This is a genomic window from Kineosporia sp. NBRC 101731, assembly GCF_030269305.1.
In the GTDB taxonomy this organism is placed as follows: domain Bacteria; phylum Actinomycetota; class Actinomycetes; order Actinomycetales; family Kineosporiaceae; genus Kineosporia.
The window spans coordinates 1254779-1273030 of record NZ_BSTC01000001.1 but is presented as its reverse complement, the minus strand read 5'-3'; the positions used below and the strand labels follow the sequence as shown (position 1 = coordinate 1273030).

Sequence of the window (18252 nt, the reverse complement as noted above, 5' to 3'; positions counted from 1 at the left end):
CTGTCAGCATGCTCAGCGCCCGATCCCCAGGTCGAGCGAACCGCCGCGCGAGGCCTCGGACGTGCGCTGGTCGTTGGCGTGGACCCGGTCGAGATAGCCGCGGGCCTTGGTGGTCTCGGTCTCGAGCGTGCCGATGGTGGAGGCCATCGTGTCGAGCGCCTGCACCTTGAACGTGTCGATGGCATCCATCGTCGCGTAGATGTTGGCGAAGGCCCGCTGCAGTTCGGGCAGGCCGACCGCGGCCGACGCGGCCCCGGCCTGGATGCGCGCCGAGTTGTCTTTCAGCATCTCCGAGGTGCTCTCGATCATCCGCGAGGTGGTGCTGTTCAGCGCGGTGATCTGGTCGAGCACGAGCTGCTGGTTGGACAGCGCCTGGGCCACGATGACCGCCGTGCGCAGCGCCGAGACCGTGGTCGTGGTCGCCCGGTCGACGCCCTTGATGAGCTCCAGGTTGTTCTTGATGATGATGTCCATCGCCAGATAGCCCTGGATCGACACCGCCAGCTGGGTGAGCAGGTCCTGGTGCTTCTGCCGCACGTAGAACAGCACGTCTTCGCGCAGGGCCTTGGCCCGCTGCGGATCGGTCGCGTCCAGCTCGGCGATCGTGGCCGACAGCCGCGCGTCGAGCCGCTCGGCCACGTAGATGTACTGGTTCAGCCGGGCCATGGTGGTCCACAGCTGCTGCTTCTCCTGGTTCAGGGAGGCGTTGTCGCGACGCAGCTCGTCCTGACCGTTGTAGAGCGCCTGGATGATCGCGTTCAGCTGCTCCTGCGCACTCTGGTAGCGCTGGAAGTAGTCCCGCACCTTGTTGCCGAACGGGATCATCCCGAGGATCTTCTTGGTGCCGGTGGCACCCTTCGGGTCCAGGTCTTCCACCGTGCGCCGCAGCTCGACCAGCGTGGAGCCGACCTTCGAGCCCTGCGACAGGCCACCCTCGTTCAGGGCCCGCACGGGCACCTGCAGCAGCCGGTTGGAGCTGTCGGCCGCCTCCCGGATGTCGGTGTCGCCCATCGTGCGCACGTCGTTGGTGCGGCTGGCGAACTCCGGCGACTTGGGATCGGCCGTCATCAGTGAGCCGATGTAGTCGTTCACCTTCGCGTCGAGCCCGGGAACGGCGCCCGGGTCGACGGCCGGGGCCAGCTCGTGCGCCTGGGTCTGCGCGATCACCGGGGGCGGCTCCGGCGCGGACAGGGTGAGCGAGGGCGCCGACGGCGCCGGGGGCTCCAGCGGGCTCGGGCGGGTGGCAGCAGCCTGAAAACCGGGGCTCGTAGGCTCGCTCATGAGATCCCTTTCGCGTCAGTTCCCCGACGCCGGCACGGGCATCGGACTTCTCCCGGGGCCCGGAGCGGGCCCCATCACTCAGAACGCTTTGCCCCGGATCCACGTTGCATCCGGACGCCCGTCCGGTCTCTCGTCAGCCTATGTGCTCGCCCCGCCCGGGCGGATCATCCGCCGGGGACTTTCCACGCCAGCAACGCAATGGCGACACCCAGGACGAACATGGTCAGGACGTCCTGCTGCCGGGACCGGACCAACAGGCCCAGGCAGAGGTAGGGCGGCAGCACCGCCCGGGCGGTGCCGCCGACGATCGCCGCCAGGGCGAGCGAGTAGCCACCGACCTGGAAGTTCACCAGCATGGTCAGTGGCAGGGACGCCGCCACCAGAAGCAGCACGACCAGGAACGCGATCCGGCGTACCGGTAGCGACGGCCCTTCCACCGAAGTTCAGCTCCCCGCTTGTCTCGTCAGCTCGACAGTTCGTTGATCAGTGGGCGAAGTGACGGGTACCGGTCAGGTACATGGTCACCCCGGCGGCCTGGGCCGCGGCGATGACTTCCTCGTCACGGATCGACCCGCCCGGCTGCACCACGGCGCGCACCCCGGCGTCGAGCAGGACCTGCAGACCGTCGGCGAACGGGAAGAACGCGTCCGAGGCGGCGACCGCGCCCTTGGCCCGGTCGGCCCCGGCCCGGTCCACCGCCAGGCGGCACGAGTCCACCCGGTTGACCTGGCCCATCCCGATGCCGACGCTGGCACCGCCGTCGGCCAGCAGGATGGCGTTGGACTTCACCGCGCGGATGGCCCGCCAGGCGAACTCCAGATCGGCCAGCGTGGCCTCGTCGGCCGCCTCACCGGAGACCAGGCGCCACTTCGAGGGGGCGTCGCCACCGGTGGCCGAGTCGTCACCGGCACCGGCATCGATGCGGTCGACGTTCTGAACCAGCAGGCCACCGCTGATCGGCCGGGTCTCGACCGCCGGCGGAGCCGTGTCGACCGGCACCTTCAGCAGCCGGATGTTCTTCTTGCGGGTCAGCACCTCGAGCGCGGCCGGCTCGAAGTCGGGAGCGGCCACCACCTCGGTGAAGATCTCGGAGAGCCGCTCGGCCATCTCCACACTCACGGTCTGGTTGGTGGCCACGACGCCGCCGTAGGCCGAGACCGGGTCGCAGTTGTGGGCCTTGAGGTGGGCGCTCGCCACACCGCCCGCACCGGCCTCGACCGCGATACCGCAGGGGTTGTTGTGCTTGATGATCGCGACGGTCGGCTCGTCACCGTGGTCGTGCGCGGCCCGCCAGGCGGCATCGGTGTCGACGTAGTTGTTGTACGACATCTCCTTGCCGTGCAGCTGCTCGGCGTGGGCCAGGCCGGGGCGTTCGCTGCGGTACAGCGCGGCCTGCTGGTGCGGGTTCTCGCCGTAGCGGAGCACCGTCTCGCGCTCGTAGGTGGCACCCGAGAAGACCGGGAACGCGCTGCCGTCCTGCGCGGGGGCCAGCACACTGCCCATCCAGGAGGCGACCGCGACGTCGTACTCGGCGGTGTGCCGGAACGCGGCGGCGGCCAGCTGCTGCCGCTGGGCCAGGGTGAACCCGCCCGCGGTGACGGCGGTCAGCACATCGGCGTAACGGGCCGGGTCGACCACGACGGCCACCGACGGGTGGTTCTTCGCGGCGCCGCGCACCATGCTCGGGCCGCCGATGTCGATCTGCTCGACGCACTCGTCCGGCGTGGCCCCGGAGGCGACCGTGGCCGTGAACGGGTACAGGTTGCTGATCAGCAGGTCGAACGGCTCGACCCCGAGCTCGGCCAGCTGCTGCACGTGCGAGTCGAGCCGGCGGTCGGCCAGCAGCCCCGCGTGCACTTTCGGGTGCAGCGTCTTGACCCGGCCGTCGAGGCACTCGGGGAAGCCGGTGAGGTCTTCGACCTTGGTGACCGGCACCCCGGCGGCCGCGATGCGCGAGGCGGTGGAACCGGTCGAGACCAGGGCCACCCCGGCCTCGTGCAGACCACGGGCCAGGTCTTCGAGACCGGTCTTGTCGTAGACGGAGACCAGGGCCCGGCGGATCGGGAGCCGGGTGGTGGGGTCGGACGTCATGCGTTCACTCCAAGCGGTGTTCTGCCGTCAGGGGTTTGCGCAGCAGTCGCTGCAGCTCAGGGCCCAGGCGAACGACCCAGAGGACGACACTGCACCGCTCCCCGGTGGTTGCCCACCCGAACGCCAGTCACGGCGGATTCATCCTAGCAACGCCCACCCCGCCACCGGTTCAGCGCCGTTCAGCCTGCGGGGCGCCCCAGGCGCACACGCCGGCCGTCGACCTGCCAGCCGGTGGTAGCCATCTGCTCCACCACGTCCACCAGCAGGTTCCGCTCGATGACCTTGATGCGTTCGTGCAGCGACTCCTGCGAGTCGTCGTCCAGGACGTCCACCGCCTGCTGGGCGACGATCGGACCGGTGTCCGTGCCCGCGTCCACGATGATCACCGAGCAGCCGGTGACCTTGACCCCATGGGCCAGCGCGTCGCGGACCCCGTGCGCCCCCGGGAAGGCGGGCAGCAGGGCCGGGTGGGTGTTGATGATCCGGCCGCCGTACGTGGTCAACAGCGGCTCACCGATGATCCGCATGAAGCCGGCGAGCACGATCAGGTCGGGCGAGAACGTCTCGACCGCCCGCAGCAGACCCCGGTCCCAGGCCGCGCGGTCGGGGAAGTCCTTCAGCTCCACCACCGCAGTGGGAACACCGGCCGCCCGCGCCCGTTCCAGACCCAGCGCGTCGGCGCGGTCGGAGAGCACGGAACTGATGGTGTAACCCTGTGCGTTGTCCAGAAGTGCCTGCAGCAGAGTGCCGCTGCCGGACACGATGACGGCCACCCGCGGCTGGGAAGCGGGTACCTGCGGTTCCTCGGTCACGAACGGAGACGATAGCCAGCTTCGGGCGGTGCCCGGGCGCCGCGTCCCGGCGGCAGCGCATTATTTGAGAACATTCGAACGCTTTCGGCCGCCGAGGGCGGCCACCGAGCGAACGACGACCACCGAGCGAACGACGAGGAGCCGTGCCGAGCACCCCGAATCCCGGGCCGAGCAACAACTGGCCCGACGCGCCGGAGACGACCCCGGTGCCGCCCGACGACCGCCCGGCCGAGGCGGACGGCGCACCGGCGGGGAACGGGCAGGCCCCGGCGCCCCCATACCCACCGCAATACCCACCGCAATACCCACCCCAGTACCCACCGCAGTACCCACCCCAGTACCCGCCGCAAGCGGGCTGGCAGCAGGCCCCCTACCCACCTAACTCCGGCTGGAACAGGCCCGAACGCCGCCGCAAGACGGCCGAGGAGCTGAAGGCCACCGCTCTTCAGACGCGTTCCCGACTGCGACTTTTCATGATCATGGTGCTCGGCCTGATGATCGTGGCCCAGCTCGAGCTGCCGTTCCGGCTGGGCGGCATCGCCCTGGGCCTGGCCGCAGGCTGGGTGGGCATCAAGGTGGTGATCGGCCTCGCCGAGATGCGCCGGGCCGGGCTGGGCTCGCGCGGCATCATCTTCACGCTGTTCGGTCTGGGTATGACCGGGTACCTGATGCTGGTCCTGGTGGCCCACGCGGTGTACTACCCGGCGGTCTCCGACCTGGAACAGTGCCAGGCCCGGGCCAACACCGAGTCCGCCCAGCAGGTCTGCACCGACGACTACAACGAGCGGTTCGACAAGATCCTCCAGGACATGCGAGACCGCACCCGTAACGGTTAGGGCCTCACGAGGGCGGCCCGGGACGGTCGAGCCACTCCAGCGGATCCCGGGCCGCACCCGACAGAGAGGCCGGCGAGGCCGGGCGAGGCACCCCGGCCGCCGGTGTCCGCTGCGAGGAAGCAGCCGCCCCGGCCGGCTGCGAGCGGTCCGCCGACGAACGATCGGACGGCGAACGGTCCGGCTGCGAACGGCCCCGGACCAGCGTCCTGACCCCCAGCCCGACCGCCACGGTCAGCACGATCGCGGCACCGCTCTCGATCGCCATCCAGAGCACGAACTCCGGCACGTCCGGCCCCATCGTGCCCAGGCGCCCGGGCCCCGCCGCGCCCCCGGCGAGCCAGCCGAGCAGCGTCCAGACCAGCGTCATCAGCACGGTCGCCACCACCGACCGCACCAGGGGCACCCGCACGTGATGCGGTACCCGTTCGATCATCTGGCGGGTGGACGACGCGTCGAGGTGCAGGAAGTTGCGGCCCAGTGGCATCCGCAGCACACGCACCCCGGTCACCACCCCACCGACGGCCGGGATCGCGACGAGCAGCCAGAGCCACTGCGGCCCGGGCCCACCCGGAAGAGCGCCGAGAACCGGCAGGGCAGGCAGGGTCCCGACGTCCAGTTGCCCGGGGGCGACGGTGGTGCCGGAGCCGACGGCGAATCCGGCCCCGGTGGCGTAGGAGGCGGCCCAGATCATCAGGTTGGGCACGACCAGGAGCTGGGCGAACACCAGTACGGCCCCGCCGACGAGGCCCGTGCCGAGGGCGCTGTGCAAGGTGACCATCCGGCTCCAGCCCAGCCCGCCCGCGACCAGCAGCAGGACGAAGGCGGCGAGGAGCTGGACGGAAACCCCCAGCAGCACCGGGCGCAGGCAACGACGGATCACCTTGGGACTGTGGGTCTTGTCGACCAAGAGGCGCAGACCGGGCACGACCCCACCGCCGACCCAGGCGGCCATCCCGGCGGCACCGGACAGGCAGACGATCACCATCGAACCGGCGAACGCCTGTCCCAGAAGCGGTCTCACCGCCGGCTGGGTGCTCAGCGCAGCGATGGCCGTGACGATACCGGCGTAGCTGAACACGAACACGCCCATCGCCTTCGGTGTCGGCGCCTTGGGCCGGGCCCGCCCGATGCCCTCGCGGATCGCGTCCGCGTTCGGGTCGAGACCGCGGGCCAGACGCACCCCGCCGAACCAGCAACTCATCACCGGCACGAGCATCAGGCCGAGCGGGACGAGACCGAGGTGGCCGTCCGGGATCACGATGCCGACGTGGTGCCCGAGCAGCCAGGCGCCGATCCCGAACTGCACCACATCGGTCCACGGGGCCTTGCTGTACGAGGCGGTGGCCCAGGCCAGCACCACCGGCACCATCACCACGGCGAGTGAGGCCGCCGCAGCCTGGGCGGCGACGACCGCGGCGTACAGCACCACGTTCGGCCCGCGGCCCGGTCCCCGCACCACCGTGCCCGTGGGTGTGCCGATGTGGTCCCGTACGGTGCTCATCCGGTTCATGCTGGTGCAGGAATCGCCGATGACGTGGGACTTCAACGGGGGTGTCGCCAGATCCGACGAGAGTCACAATGCGGGCCAAAGGCGTCCGCGTCGTCCTGCGTTTCCCAGGAACAAAACGCGTACGGCCGCAGGAAGCCCGCCACCACGGACTTCCTGCGGCCGGAACCGCGCGGGGAAACCCCGGCTAGAGAGCGCTGACGATGTCCCGCATGAGCTGAGCGGTCTCGCTCGGCGTCTTGCCGACCTTCACGCCGGCGGCCTCGAGGGCCTCCTTCTTCGCCTGCGCCGTGCCGGACGAGCCCGACACGATGGCGCCCGCGTGACCCATCGTCTTGCCCTCGGGGGCGGTGAAACCCGCGACGTAGCCGACGACCGGCTTGGTCACGTGGTCTTTGATGTAGGCCGCGGCGCGCTCTTCGGCGTCGCCACCGATCTCACCGATCATGACGATGGCCTTGGTCTCGGGGTCGGCCTCGAACGCGGCGAGCGCATCGATGTGCGTGGTGCCGATGACCGGGTCACCGCCGATCCCGACGCCCGACGAGAAACCGATGTCCCGTAGTTCGTACATCATCTGGTAAGTCAGCGTGCCGCTCTTGCTGACCAGGCCGATCGGTCCCGGGCCGGTGATGCTGGCCGGGATGATGCCGACGTTGGACTGCCCGGGAGAGATCAGACCCGGGCAGTTCGGCCCGATGATCCGCGTGGTGCCCGAGTTGACGGCGTGCTGGTAGAAGTCAGCCGTGTCGTGCACCGGCACGCCCTCGGTGATGACGACGGCCAGCGGGATGCCCGCATCGATCGCCTCGTACGCGGCGGCCTTGGTGAAGGCGGCCGGCACGAAGATGACGCTGACGTCGGCGCCGGTCTCCTTGATCGCCTCGACGACAGAGCCGAAGACCGGTACGGAGACGCCGCCCTCGAACTCGACCGTGGTGCCGGCCTTGCGCGGGTTCACGCCGCCGACGACCTGGGTGCCCGACTTCAGCATCAGCTGCGCGTGCTTCTTGCCCTCGGAACCGGTCAGGCCCTGGACGATGACCTTGCTGTTCCCATCGATGAAGATCGCCATCGTTCAGGCTCCCTTGGCTGCGAGCTCGGCCGCGCGGGAGGCGGCGCCGTCCATCGTGTCCACCTGCTCCAGGCCCGGAAGGCCCGCATCGGTGAGGATCTGCCGGCCCAGCTCGGCGTTGTTGCCGTCGAGCCGCACGACCAGCGGACGGGTCACGGCCTCGCCGCGGGACTCCAGCAGTGCGAAGGCCTGCACGATGCCGTTGGCCACCGCGTCGCAGGCGGTGATGCCGCCGAAGACGTTGACGAACACCGACTTCACCTGCGGGTCGGAGAGGATGATCTCCAGCCCGTTGGCCATCACCTCGGCGCTGGCGCCACCACCGATGTCGAGGAAGTTGGCCGGCTTGGAACCACCGAACTCCTCCCCCGCGTAGGCGACGACGTCGAGGGTGCTCATCACGAGACCCGCACCGTTGCCGATGATGCCGACGTTGCCGTCGAGCTTCACGTAGTTGAGGTTCTTCGCCTTCGCCTTCGCCTCGAGCGGGTCGGCGGCGGCCGAGTCGGCCAGGGCCTCGTGCTCGGTGTGGCGGAAGCCGGCGTTCTCGTCGAGCGAGACCTTGCCGTCGAGGGCGATGATCGTGCCGTCGCCGCTCTTGATCAGCGGGTTGACCTCGACCAGGGTCGCGTCCTCAGCCTTGAAGACCGTCCAGAGCTTCTGGATGACCTCGATGAGCTGCGGCTTCACGTCGGCCGCGAAACCGGCCGCGTCGACGATCTCGGTGGCCTTGGCCTCGTCGATGCCGGTGATGGCGTCGACGGGGATGCGGGCGAGAGCATCGGGCCTCTCGACCGCGAGCTCCTCGATCTCCATACCGCCCTCTCGCGAGGCCATCGCGAGGTAGGTGCGGTTGGCCCGGTCGAGCAGCACCGAGAAGTAGTACTCCTCGGCGATGTCGGCGCCCTGGGTCACCATGACCCGGCGCACGGGCAGGTCCTTGATCGTCAGCGCGAGAATGTCCCTCGCGCGGTCGGCGGCCTCTTCCGGGGACTTGGCGAGCTTGACGCCGCCCGCCTTACCCCGGCCTCCGGCCTTGACCTGGGCCTTCACGACGACAACGGAACTACCGAGTTTAGAAGCGGCTTCGGCGGCCTCTTCGGGCGTGTCGGCCACGGCGGCGTCCAGCACCGGTACGCCGTGGGCCGCGAACAGGTCGCGTGCCTGGTATTCGTACAGATCCACGGGTGGTCCTCAACGACGGGGACGGATGTGTGACCGAGCCTAGTCCGGACAGGTTCGCCGACCCGCCAGTGTCATCGTGGAGCGCGTCACGTCCGGGTCATCCGGCGCTCCGGCGAAGGCATGACAGGCTTCTACAGTGATCGATGCACTCGGGCCCGGACCAGATCGTCGGCGTTCCCATCTCCAGGGCAGACCGATCAGTGGGCTGACCGGCGCCGTCGTGCTGGGCCTCGTGCTGGCCGGGTGCTCGTCGGCACCGTCCACGGCCTCCGGGAACGATTCGATTGCACAACCCGGTGCCACCAGTACGACGGACAGCCGTGCCCTGCCCCCGGAATCAACGGAATCAAGCTCGCCCAGTCCCACCGTCGATCCCGCCGTCGAGCAAGCTGCGGCGTGCGTGCAGTCCGCCGTCGAGGCCCTGAGCCCGGCCGAGCGGGCCGGTCAGCTGGTCATGGCCGGCACTCCCCTGACCGACGCCGACTCGGTGGTGTCGGTAATGCGGAAGAACCACCTGGGCTCGGTGTTCCTGCACGGGCGCAGCGGTCGTTCCGCGGCCGGTCTGAAGCAGGAGATCAACCGGCTGCCGTCGGTCCGGGCCGGCGACGCGACGATCGAGCCGCTGGTCTCCATCGACCAGGAGGGCGGCGCGGTGCAGTCGTTGCGCGGTGGCCGCTGGGGCACGCTGGCGAAGGCTCGGGTGCAGGGCACCTGGAGCACCGCGCGTCTGTCCCGCATGACCGGGATCTGGGCGAAACAGCTTTCCCGGGCGGGCATCACGATGGACCTGGCACCGGTTGCCGACACCGTGCCGAGCGGCACCGAACGCCGTAACCCGCCGATCGGCGTGTTCGGCCGGGAGTACGGCACCGACACGACCACGGTCTCCCGGGCCATCACCACCGTCACCACCGCGCTCGAGAAGAACAAGGTGATCGCGACGGTGAAGCACTTCCCCGGACTGGGACGGGTCACGAAGAACACCGACACCTCCAGCGGGGTCGTCGACACCCGCACCACCGCGAACGACGCCTACCTGCGCCCCTTCCAGGCCGGCATCGACGCGGGGGCGGGCGCGGTCATGATCAGCTCCGCCACCTACCGCCGGATCGACCCGGACAACCGGGCCGTGTTCTCGTCGAAGGTGATCACCGACCTGCTGCGCGAGCAGATGGGCTACCAGGGCGTGGTGATGACCGACGACGTCGGCGCGGCGAAGGCCGTCACCGACGTCGCCGCCGGTCAGCGGGCCGTGCGGTTCATCAACGCCGGGGGCGACCTGGTGCTCACCGTCCCCAGCGATCAGGCCCGCACGATGATGGTGGCGATCACGAAAAAGGCTGCCGTCAATAAGAACTTCAGCAAAAAAGTCGACGCCTCGGTCACCCGGGTGCTCACCCTGAAGCAGAAGGCCGGGCTGCTCACCTGCGGCAAGAACCAGAATTGAGGACGCGCCCCAGCACCGATGCCCGCCCGGCACCCAGGGTGCCTGGCGGGCGTCTACCAGCCCTCTAGAGCTTGACCACCGGCGCGTACCGCAGCAGCAACCGCTTGACGCCCTCACCGAAATCAATGTGGGCAACGGTCTTGTCGCCCTCGCCGACCACCTCGACCACCCGTCCCATGCCGAACGTGTCGTGGGTGACGCGGTCGCCCGGCTCCAGGTTGACGACGGCGCGGTTGCCCGTCGATCGCGCTCCCGGACGTTGCGCCAGGCGGGCCACGGCCGGGGTGGACGACGCGCGCATCTGCGTGGACTCGCTGCGACGCCAGGTGATCAGGTCGACCGGGATCTCGTTGAGGAACCGGCTGGGCGGGTTGTAACTGGGCTGGCCCCAGGCACTCCGGATGGCAGCGCGGGTGATGTAGAGCCGCTCCTTCGCCCGGGTCAGGCCGACGTAGGCCAGGCGGCGTTCCTCGGCCAGCTCTTTGGGGTCTTGTAGCGAGCGCATGTGCGGGAACGCGCCGTCTTCCAGGCCGGTGAGGAAGACGACGGGGAACTCCAGGCCCTTGGCGGTGTGGAGGGTCATCAGGGTGATGACGCCCTCGTCTTCCTTGGGCTCGTCGCCCTCGGTCTCTTCGTCTTCGGGGATCTCGTCGGCGTCGGCCACCAGTGACACCTGCTCGAGGAAGTCTTGCAGGGTGCCGCCGGGCGTGGTGCGCGAGTACTCCTGGGTGACGGCCACGAGCTCGGCCAGGTTCTCCACGCGGGACTCGTCCTGCGGGTCGTGGCTGGCCCGCAGCTCTTCCAGGTAACCGGTCTGCTCCAGCACGGCCTCCAGCACGGTGCCCGGGTCGGAACCGCTCTCGACCAGCGTGCGCAGCTGCTCGACCAGCTCGGCGAACCGCTTGACCGCCGTCAGTGAGCGGGTGGCGATGCCCGGCGCCTCGTCGGCCCGGACCAGCGCGTCGCCGAACGAGATGTTCTCCCGGTCGGCCAGCGCGGCCAGGGCACCCTCGGCCCGGTCACCGATGCCACGCTTGGGCACGTTGATGATGCGCCGCAGGTTGACCGTGTCGGCCGGGTTGACCAGCACCCGCAGGTAGGCCAGGGCATCCTTGATCTCGCGGCGCTCGTAGAACCGGGTGCCGCCGACCACCTTGTAGGGCAGGCCGGCGCGCACCAGCACTTCCTCGAGGGCCCGGGACTGGGCGTTGGTGCGGTAGAAGATCGCGACGTCGCCCGGCCGCACCGACTCCTGCTTCTGGAGCTTCTCGATCTCCTCGGCGACGAACGCGGCCTCGTCGTGCTCGTCGTCGGCCACGTACCCGGTGATCTGCGTGCCGGTGGCCCCGGCGGTCCAGAGCTTCTTCGGCTTGCGGTCGGGGTTGTGCTCGATCACCGCGTTGGCCGCGGAGAGGATGGTCTGCGTGGAGCGGTAGTTCTGCTCCAGCATGATCGTCTGCGCCTGCGGGTAGTCGAGCTCGAACTCGATGATGTTGCGGATCGAGGCGCCGCGGAACGCGTAGATCGACTGGTCGGCGTCACCCACAACGGTGAGCTCGGCCATCGGGATCGGGGGCGTGCCCGCGGAGTTGGGGCTCGCGGTCGGGCCGCCCGCCAGCTCCCGGATCAGCACGTACTGGGCGTGGTTGGTGTCTTGGTACTCGTCGACCATGATGTGCCGGAACCGGCGGCGGTACAGCTCCGCGACCTCGGGGAAGGCCTGGAAGATGTTGACCGTGGTCATGATCAGGTCGTCGAAGTCGAGCGCGTTGGCCTGGCGCAGCCGCCGCTGGTAGCCCGTGTAGACGTCGGCCAGTACCCGCTCGCCCGGGTTGCTCTCACTGACGCGACCGGAATTGGTCTCCTCGTCGATCAGCTCGTTCTTGAGGTTGGAGATCTGCGCGGCCAGCCCCCGGGGCGGGAACTTCTTCGGATCCAGGTCGAGCTCGCGGGCGACCAGACCGATCAGGCGCTGCGAGTCGGCCGAGTCGTAGATCGAGAAGTTCGACTTCAGGCCCACCTTCGTGGCCTCGCGACGCAGGATGCGCACGCAGGACGAGTGGAACGTGGACACCCAGATCGACGACGCGCGCGGCCCGACCATGGTGGCCACCCGCTCGCGCATCTCGGCCGCGGCCTTGTTGGTGAACGTGATCGCCAGGATCTGCCCGGGCCGCACGTGGCGCGCAGCCAGCAGGTAGCCGATGCGGTGGGTGAGCACGCGGGTCTTGCCCGAGCCCGCGCCCGCCATGATGAGCAACGGCGAGTCGCGGTGCAGCACGGCCGCCTGCTGCTGCTCGTTCAGCCCGAGGACCAGCTTCTCCGGATCAAGATTCGGCGCGATCGCCCGGAGATCACGCTTGGGCGCCTCGTCAACAGCCCCGTCGACAGCTCCGTCAACAGTCTCTTCAGCAGCCCCGTCAGGCCTGTCAGCCTCGCCGGCCTGGACCAGCGTGGGCAGCGGATAGCGCTTCGCCGACCGCTCGCGGGCGATCTGCTGCGCCTTCTCCCGCCGGGAGGGCTCGGGCGTGACCGGCCCGGCGGCCGTCGGCACAGGCCGGGCCACGGGCTGCTCGGTCCACACCGGCCGCTTCGGCGGTTCCGGCTCGGCGTCGGGAAGATCGAATAGCGTGCTCATCGGAAATCAGCCTACGTGCCCGCACCGACAGGCATGACCACCCGCACACCACCCGCAGCCCACCCACAGACCACCCGTGGGTCACCCACGCAGCCCGCTAGAGCAGCCGCCGGTCCGCCGCCCAGCGGGTCAGCTCGTGCCGGCTGGACAGCTGCAGCTTGCGCAGCACCGCCGACACGTGGGTCTCCACCGTCTTCACCGAGATGAACAGCTCCTTCGCCACCTCCTTGTAGGCGTAACCACGCGCGATCAGACGCATCACCTCGCGCTCGCGGGCCGAGAGCCGGTCCAGCTCGTCGTCGACCTGGGCCACCTCTCCGGCACCGGTGCCGAACGCGTCCAGCACGAAACCGGCCAGCCGGGGCGAGAACACGGCATCGCCAGAAGCCACGGTGAGCACCGCCGCGACCAGTTCCGGGCCGGAGATCGACTTGGTCACGTAGCCCCGGGCGCCGGCCCGGATCACGGCGATCACGTCTTCCGCGGCGTCGGACACGCTCAGCGCCAGAAACCGGGTGACCGGGTCTTCGGCCGTGTCCACGTGATTGGTCAGGGACGCCGAACGCTGCAGCACATCGCGCCCTCCCGGACGCACCGTGCCACCGGGCAGGTGCACGTCGAGCAGCACCACGTCGGGCCGGGTCTTGGCGACCACCGCGATGGCCTCCTCCACGTCGCCGGCCTCACCGACGATGTCGAGCTTGCCCTCGGAGACTGCCGTGGCGAGTTCGGCACGCACGCCGCTGCGGAACACCCGGTGGTCGTCCACGATCACCACCCGGACCGGCAGCTTCACGGGTCGTGCGACGTCCTTGCTCACTGTTCCTCCTCCACGGAACCGCTGTCCGGCAGCAACAGCCGGATCTCGGTCCCCTCACCTTCGGTACTGCGCACGCGGGCCGAGCCCCCGTGACGCTCCATCCTGCCGATGATCGACTCCCGCACGCCCAGCCGGTCTTCCGGCACCGCGGCCAGGTCGAATCCGGGCCCGCGGTCGCGCACGAAGGCCTCGATGCCGTCGGGCATGCACTCGACATACACCCGGATCGACTCCCCGCCCGCGTGCCGGGCCGCGTTGGCCACGGCCTCCCGCAGCGCCGAGAGCAGCGACATCGCCCGCTCGTCGACCGGCCGGTCGCCCACCGTGACCACCTCGATCACGGCCCCGTGCACGTCCTCGGCCTCGGCCGCCAGCGCCGCCACCCGGGCCGAGATCATCGTCGGGTCCTCATCCCCGCGGCCGTAGAGCCAGCCGCGCAGGTCCCGTTCCTGGGCCCGGGCCAGCCGGGCCACCTCCGGGGCGTCCGCGCTGCGTCGCTGGATCAGCGCGAGCGTCTGGAGCACGGAGTCATGCAGGTGGGCGGCGATGTCGGCGCGCTCGGCCTCGCGCACCCGGCCGGCGCGCTCGGAGTCCAGGGTGCGCCAGAACCGCACCCCCCAGGGCGCGAACACGACCGTCACCCCGAACAGCACCGCGACCGTGGCCAGCAGGGTCTGCGTGATCAGCACCGGGTCCGCGTTCTGCAGCACGAGCAGCACGATGCCCAGCACCACCACGACCACCCCGAGCATCAGCCTCAGCGTGGTGGCCCGCGTGGTGAAACCGGTCGACGAGAACCAGCGTGAACGGTCGGCCTCGTCGAACTGGGCGTAGGCGATCACGGCACCGGACGCCACGATCAGCACCGGCATCGTGAACCCCGCCTGCACCTCCAGCCCGCTCCAGTTCGCCAGCAGCACGGCGCACGCGGCGAACAGGCACAGACCGGCGAACAGGTCGGCGCGCAACCGGCTGCGCCGGCTGGTGCGGACCTGCTCCTCCACCTCTTCCACCGCTGCGGCCACGGCGGCCGCGCGGGCCTGGAGAACCGTCTCCTTCAGTGGATCGACGGGGCCGATCGGGCCGATCGGGCCGATGGTGGACGTCGTCGAGCTTCCGGCCGCCACCTCGGTTTCCGGAGGTGCCGGTGCGGGTGGGTCGATCCGATCCACCGGATCGGAAGGTGCGACGAGCGCGACGGCCGGGAACGGTCGTCCCCCAATTTGGGCTCCGAGAACGGGTGCACCCGAATAGGGCGCGCGGGCGGCCGCCTGCTGGGCGGCCTGCGCCGCCGCGGCCGACGCCGAGTCGGGCACGAGCGCCCAGAGCCAGGCGTAGAGCACGGCGCCCGGGCCCCCCATGAGCGTGGCCACGACGAACCCGATGCGCACCGCGCGCACCGGCAGACCCAGGTGAACGGCCACCCCGGTGGCGACCCCGGCGAGCACCCGCTGCTCCTGCGGGCGCACCAGCGGTGGGCGCCGCGACCCGGGGAGAACCGGTAAGGAGGATGTACTCACCGGATCATCGTCACACGCACGGCCGCCGATTCCCTCAGGGACGAACCCGCGGTGCCGGCCCGATGGTTCAGGGTGGTCTCGGGGGCTCCCCCGATCCCCCGGACCCCGATGGACGAGCAGGATCTTCAGTAGACCAGTACCCATCGAGGGGGCCCACGACATGCCCGACACCCAGGAGCCCAGCGCTCCGTCCAGTGCTCCACCCACCCGTCCCGGTGACGACTTCTTCGCGAAGATCCGCGAACAGGGCGTGTTCCGGCCGTCCGAGAACCGCTGGGTGGCCGGTGTCGGCAGCGGCCTGTCCCGGCGCCTCGACATCGACCAGACCCTGATCCGGGGCACTTTCGTCGCGCTCTCGATCATCGGGGGCCTGGGCGTGGCCCTGTACGGCGTGTGCTGGCTGCTGCTGCCGCAGGAGCAGGACGGCCGGATCCACGTGCAGGAGGCCATGCGCGGACGGTTCAGCCCGGGCTTCTTCGCCGGGGCGATCCTGGCCTTCGCCGCCGTCGGCGGTGGCGGGCCGTGGCGTGGGAACGGCCATTGGTTCTGGGGTTTCCCGGGCACCCTGATCCTGGCCGCACTGATCGTCGGTGGCCTGTGGTGGATGGCGAAGCGCCTGCCGCAGAACAGTCAGCCGCAGAACAGTCACCAGACGTCCTCACCCGTGATGACCCAGGATTTCGGCCAGAAGCAGCGCACCGCCCACGAGGAGGCCGCCTGGCAGCACCACGAGGCACAGCAACTGGTCCGGGCCCGCACCGCACCCTCACGCCGGGTGCGTCAGCTCACCCTGGGCCTGGCCCTGATCGCCGCGACCGGCGTGCTGATGGCCGAGGCGTTCGGCGACCTGCCGGGCTGGGCCGGCCTCACCGCCCTGGGCGTCGCGATCGCCGTGATCGCCGGCGGCGTGGTGGCGAACGGCCTGATGGGACGCCGCAGCCCGGGTCTGGCGGGGCTGGGCGTCCTGCTCTCCCTGATCCTCGCGGTCGGAGCCGCGGCCCAGCACGCCGGGGTCGAGACCAGTGAGCACATGGCCGTCGTCGGCACCGCGACCTGGAACCCGGACACCCGCGAGGCCGCCGACGACCAGTACAACCTGGGCATCGGCGAGGCCGAGCTGAATCTCACCTCGGCCGGGGCGCTGAGCGGGGCCACGGCCTCGGACCCGCTGGAGGTCGAGGCCAACCTGGGCGTCGGGCGCCTGGTGCTGAATCTGCCGTCGTGGGTGACGGTGGAGGTGGACGCCCGGCTCGGCGCGGGTGAGGTGTACGAGCCGGACGGCACGCGCTACGAGGTGAAGGGCAACTCGGACAACCGGTCGCGCACCTTCACCTACGGGCAGGGTGAACCCGTGGTCCGGGTCGTCGCCCAGCAAGGCGTGGGACAGCTGGAGATCAAACGAGTTTCGCAGAACATGGGGAGCAACTGATGTCCGGGCAGAACCTCGAGAACGACCAGCCGGTCAACCCGACCAAGGCTTTCGAGCCGGGCGGAGCGCCAGAACCAGAGGCGGGATCCAGCGGCTACCTCACCTCGGGCCGCCCTCCGCAACCCAGCCCCGCACCCGGCCCTGGCCCTGGCCCCGATCAGACGCCCCGGGTCCCCCCGCAACCGCAGGAACACCCGGGCATCCGCACCACCACCGTCGCCATCGGCCTGATCCTGCTGATCATCGGCCTCACCGCCGTGACCAGCCAGCTGGCCGGGATCTCGCTGAACCCGGCCGCGGTGGCCTTCGCCATCATGCTGGCGGTGGGGGTCACCCTGCTGGGCGCGGCCCTGAAGAAGAGCCCTAGGTCCTAGGCCGCGGCCCGCTCGCTCCGGGCGAACACCCCGACATCGGGCTGGTCGGTGAACAGACCGTCGATGCCCGTGGCGAGGAAGGTGATCTGCTCGTCGATCGCCTTGCCGAAGTCGTTCTCCCCGCCGCTGCTGCGGTAGTCGGCGGGCAGGAAGGTGTTCTCCGCCCGGAACGTGTACGGGTGCACGAGAAGTCCCTGGGCGTGGGCGTTGTCGACCAGGGCGGTGGGACTGCCCAGGGCGCCGGCCGCGGTGCGCGGGATCACCAGGCTCTTGTCCGGCCCGAGCCCCTGCGCGTACCGGGCGATCGCCCCCAGGCCCTTCGGGGTGATCAGGTCGGCGTAGGTGCGCGGGTCACCGGCGGCGACCAGGTCGTAGGGGGCACCGGTGGCACTCAGCAGCTGCACGGCCGGGGCCCGCAGGCCCATCCGGCGCAGCTGCTGCAGGTTCGTGGTCTCGAACGACTGCACGAAGATCGGCGCGTCCGCGTGGTTCAGGCCGTGCTTGCGCACCAGACCCAGCAGCCGCTTCTCCAGCGGTAGGCCGAGTTCCTGGAAATAGGTGGGGTGCTTGGTCTCCGGGTAGATCCCGATCCGGCGCCCGAGACGGCGGGACAGCTCGGCCCGCAGCTGGAACGCCTCGTCCAGGGTCGGCACCCGCAGCCGCCCGTTGTACATCGTGTTCTCCTGCCGCACTCCCGGCAGACGCTCGGCAGCGTACAGCGTCTTCAGCTCGGCGAGCGTGAAATCCTCTGCCCACCAGCCAGTTACGTTGGCGCCGTCGAGCTTCTTGGTGGTCTTGCGATCGGCGAACTCGGGCCGGGAGGCGACGTCGGTGGTGCCGCCGATCTCCGGCTCGTGCCGGCAGACCAGCACACCGTCCCGGGTGATCACCACGTCGGGCTCGATGAAGTCAGCACCCATCCGGGCGGCGAGCTCGTAGGAGGCCAGGGTGTGCTCGGGCCGGTAGCCGCTGGCGCCGCGGTGCCCGATGACCAGGGTGGCACCCTTCCGCGAACTGGCCGAGACCCGTTGCGCCGGAAACGCATGCGCCGGATCGGCGACAGCCAGCGGGGTAACTGCCAGGCCGGTGATGACCGTGCGACGGTTCATCTTTCCTCCATGGCGCCCGTGGCGACCTTCGCCCGATCGGCGCCCCCGGGACATCAGCCAACCGATCCCGGCCGACGGGAGCCCCGCCAGAATGTGACGGCCGGTCGACGCGGCGATGAACTACGCAT

Annotated in this window: 15 protein-coding genes and 1 riboswitch; of the genes, 4 read left to right on the top strand and 11 right to left on the bottom strand. The window is 70.1% G+C overall.

From position 1 onward, the window contains the following. Window positions 1-12: 12 nt before the first annotated feature. From QSK05_RS05640 to purN, 4 genes are all read right to left on the bottom strand, one after another. Window positions 13-1281 carry a toxic anion resistance protein gene (locus tag QSK05_RS05640; protein ID WP_285594600.1) on the bottom strand — a complete coding sequence of 423 codons (1269 nt, stop codon included), beginning with the start codon at window positions 1279-1281 and terminating at the stop codon, window positions 13-15. Window positions 1282-1445: 164 nt separating this feature from the next. After that, a complete protein-coding gene (locus QSK05_RS05635; protein ID WP_285594599.1) occupies window positions 1446-1718 on the bottom strand; it encodes a DUF3017 domain-containing protein in 273 nt (90 codons plus the stop codon). 46 nt (window positions 1719-1764) lie between these two features. Next, complete coding sequence (gene purH / locus QSK05_RS05630) at window positions 1765-3372, bottom strand: bifunctional phosphoribosylaminoimidazolecarboxamide formyltransferase/IMP cyclohydrolase (protein ID WP_285594597.1); 1608 nt, start codon at window positions 3370-3372, stop codon at window positions 1765-1767. A gap of 54 nt (window positions 3373-3426) precedes the next feature. Next, a riboswitch (ZMP/ZTP riboswitch) is annotated at window positions 3427-3513 on the bottom strand. 38 nt (window positions 3514-3551) lie between these two features. Beyond that, window positions 3552-4184, bottom strand: coding sequence for a phosphoribosylglycinamide formyltransferase (gene purN, locus QSK05_RS05625; protein ID WP_285594595.1), 633 nt, complete (start codon window positions 4182-4184; stop codon window positions 3552-3554). A 143-nt stretch (window positions 4185-4327) separates the two neighbouring features. On the opposite strand from purN, the gene QSK05_RS05620 reads away from it, so the two are divergent. After that, a complete protein-coding gene (locus QSK05_RS05620) occupies window positions 4328-5020 on the top strand; it encodes an MFS transporter (RefSeq protein WP_285594594.1) in 693 nt (230 codons plus the stop codon). 4 nt (window positions 5021-5024) lie between these two features. Here the strand turns inward: QSK05_RS05620 and QSK05_RS05615 are convergent, their stop codons facing one another. The 3 genes from QSK05_RS05615 to sucC form a co-directional block, all read right to left on the bottom strand. After that, window positions 5025-6521 carry a cell division protein PerM gene (locus QSK05_RS05615; protein ID WP_285594592.1) on the bottom strand — a complete coding sequence of 499 codons (1497 nt, stop codon included), beginning with the start codon at window positions 6519-6521 and terminating at the stop codon, window positions 5025-5027. Between the two features lie 193 nt (window positions 6522-6714). Beyond that, window positions 6715-7602 carry a succinate--CoA ligase subunit alpha gene (sucD, locus tag QSK05_RS05610; RefSeq protein WP_285594590.1) on the bottom strand — a complete coding sequence of 296 codons (888 nt, stop codon included), beginning with the start codon at window positions 7600-7602 and terminating at the stop codon, window positions 6715-6717. Between the two features lie 3 nt (window positions 7603-7605). Further along, window positions 7606-8787: an ADP-forming succinate--CoA ligase subunit beta gene (gene sucC, locus QSK05_RS05605; RefSeq protein WP_285594588.1), complete on the bottom strand. Its 1182-nt coding sequence runs from the start codon at window positions 8785-8787 to the stop codon at window positions 7606-7608. Window positions 8788-8923: 136 nt separating this feature from the next. On the opposite strand from sucC, the gene QSK05_RS05600 reads away from it, so the two are divergent. Further along, window positions 8924-10234 (top strand): glycoside hydrolase family 3 N-terminal domain-containing protein, encoded by a 1311-nt coding sequence (locus QSK05_RS05600; RefSeq protein ID WP_285594586.1) that lies wholly within the window; start codon window positions 8924-8926, stop codon window positions 10232-10234. Window positions 10235-10298: 64 nt separating this feature from the next. Here QSK05_RS05600 and pcrA read toward each other — a convergent pair whose 3' ends face one another. From pcrA to QSK05_RS05585, 3 genes are all read right to left on the bottom strand, one after another. Beyond that, a complete protein-coding gene (gene pcrA / locus QSK05_RS05595) occupies window positions 10299-12872 on the bottom strand; it encodes a DNA helicase PcrA (protein WP_285594584.1) in 2574 nt (857 codons plus the stop codon). 97 nt (window positions 12873-12969) lie between these two features. Further along, the gene (locus QSK05_RS05590; RefSeq protein ID WP_285594582.1) at window positions 12970-13692 is read right to left on the bottom strand and encodes a LuxR C-terminal-related transcriptional regulator; all 723 of its coding nucleotides are present in this window, start codon (window positions 13690-13692) and stop codon (window positions 12970-12972) included. Further along, complete coding sequence (locus tag QSK05_RS05585) at window positions 13689-15212, bottom strand: ATP-binding protein (RefSeq protein ID WP_285594579.1); 1524 nt, start codon at window positions 15210-15212, stop codon at window positions 13689-13691. The genes QSK05_RS05590 and QSK05_RS05585 overlap by 4 nt, the downstream gene beginning before the upstream one ends. Window positions 15213-15372: 160 nt before the next feature. On the opposite strand from QSK05_RS05585, the gene QSK05_RS05580 reads away from it, so the two are divergent. Then, window positions 15373-16641 (top strand): PspC domain-containing protein, encoded by a 1269-nt coding sequence (locus tag QSK05_RS05580; protein WP_285594577.1) that lies wholly within the window; start codon window positions 15373-15375, stop codon window positions 16639-16641. After that, window positions 16641-17015 carry a hypothetical protein gene (locus tag QSK05_RS05575; RefSeq protein WP_285594575.1) on the top strand — a complete coding sequence of 125 codons (375 nt, stop codon included), beginning with the start codon at window positions 16641-16643 and terminating at the stop codon, window positions 17013-17015. The genes QSK05_RS05580 and QSK05_RS05575 overlap by 1 nt, the downstream gene beginning before the upstream one ends. Here the strand turns inward: QSK05_RS05575 and QSK05_RS05570 are convergent. Next, window positions 17012-18124: a glycerophosphodiester phosphodiesterase gene (locus tag QSK05_RS05570; RefSeq protein WP_285594537.1), complete on the bottom strand. Its 1113-nt coding sequence runs from the start codon at window positions 18122-18124 to the stop codon at window positions 17012-17014. The two genes, QSK05_RS05575 and QSK05_RS05570, sit on opposite strands and share 4 nt — an antisense overlap. Window positions 18125-18252: the final 128 nt, after the last annotated feature.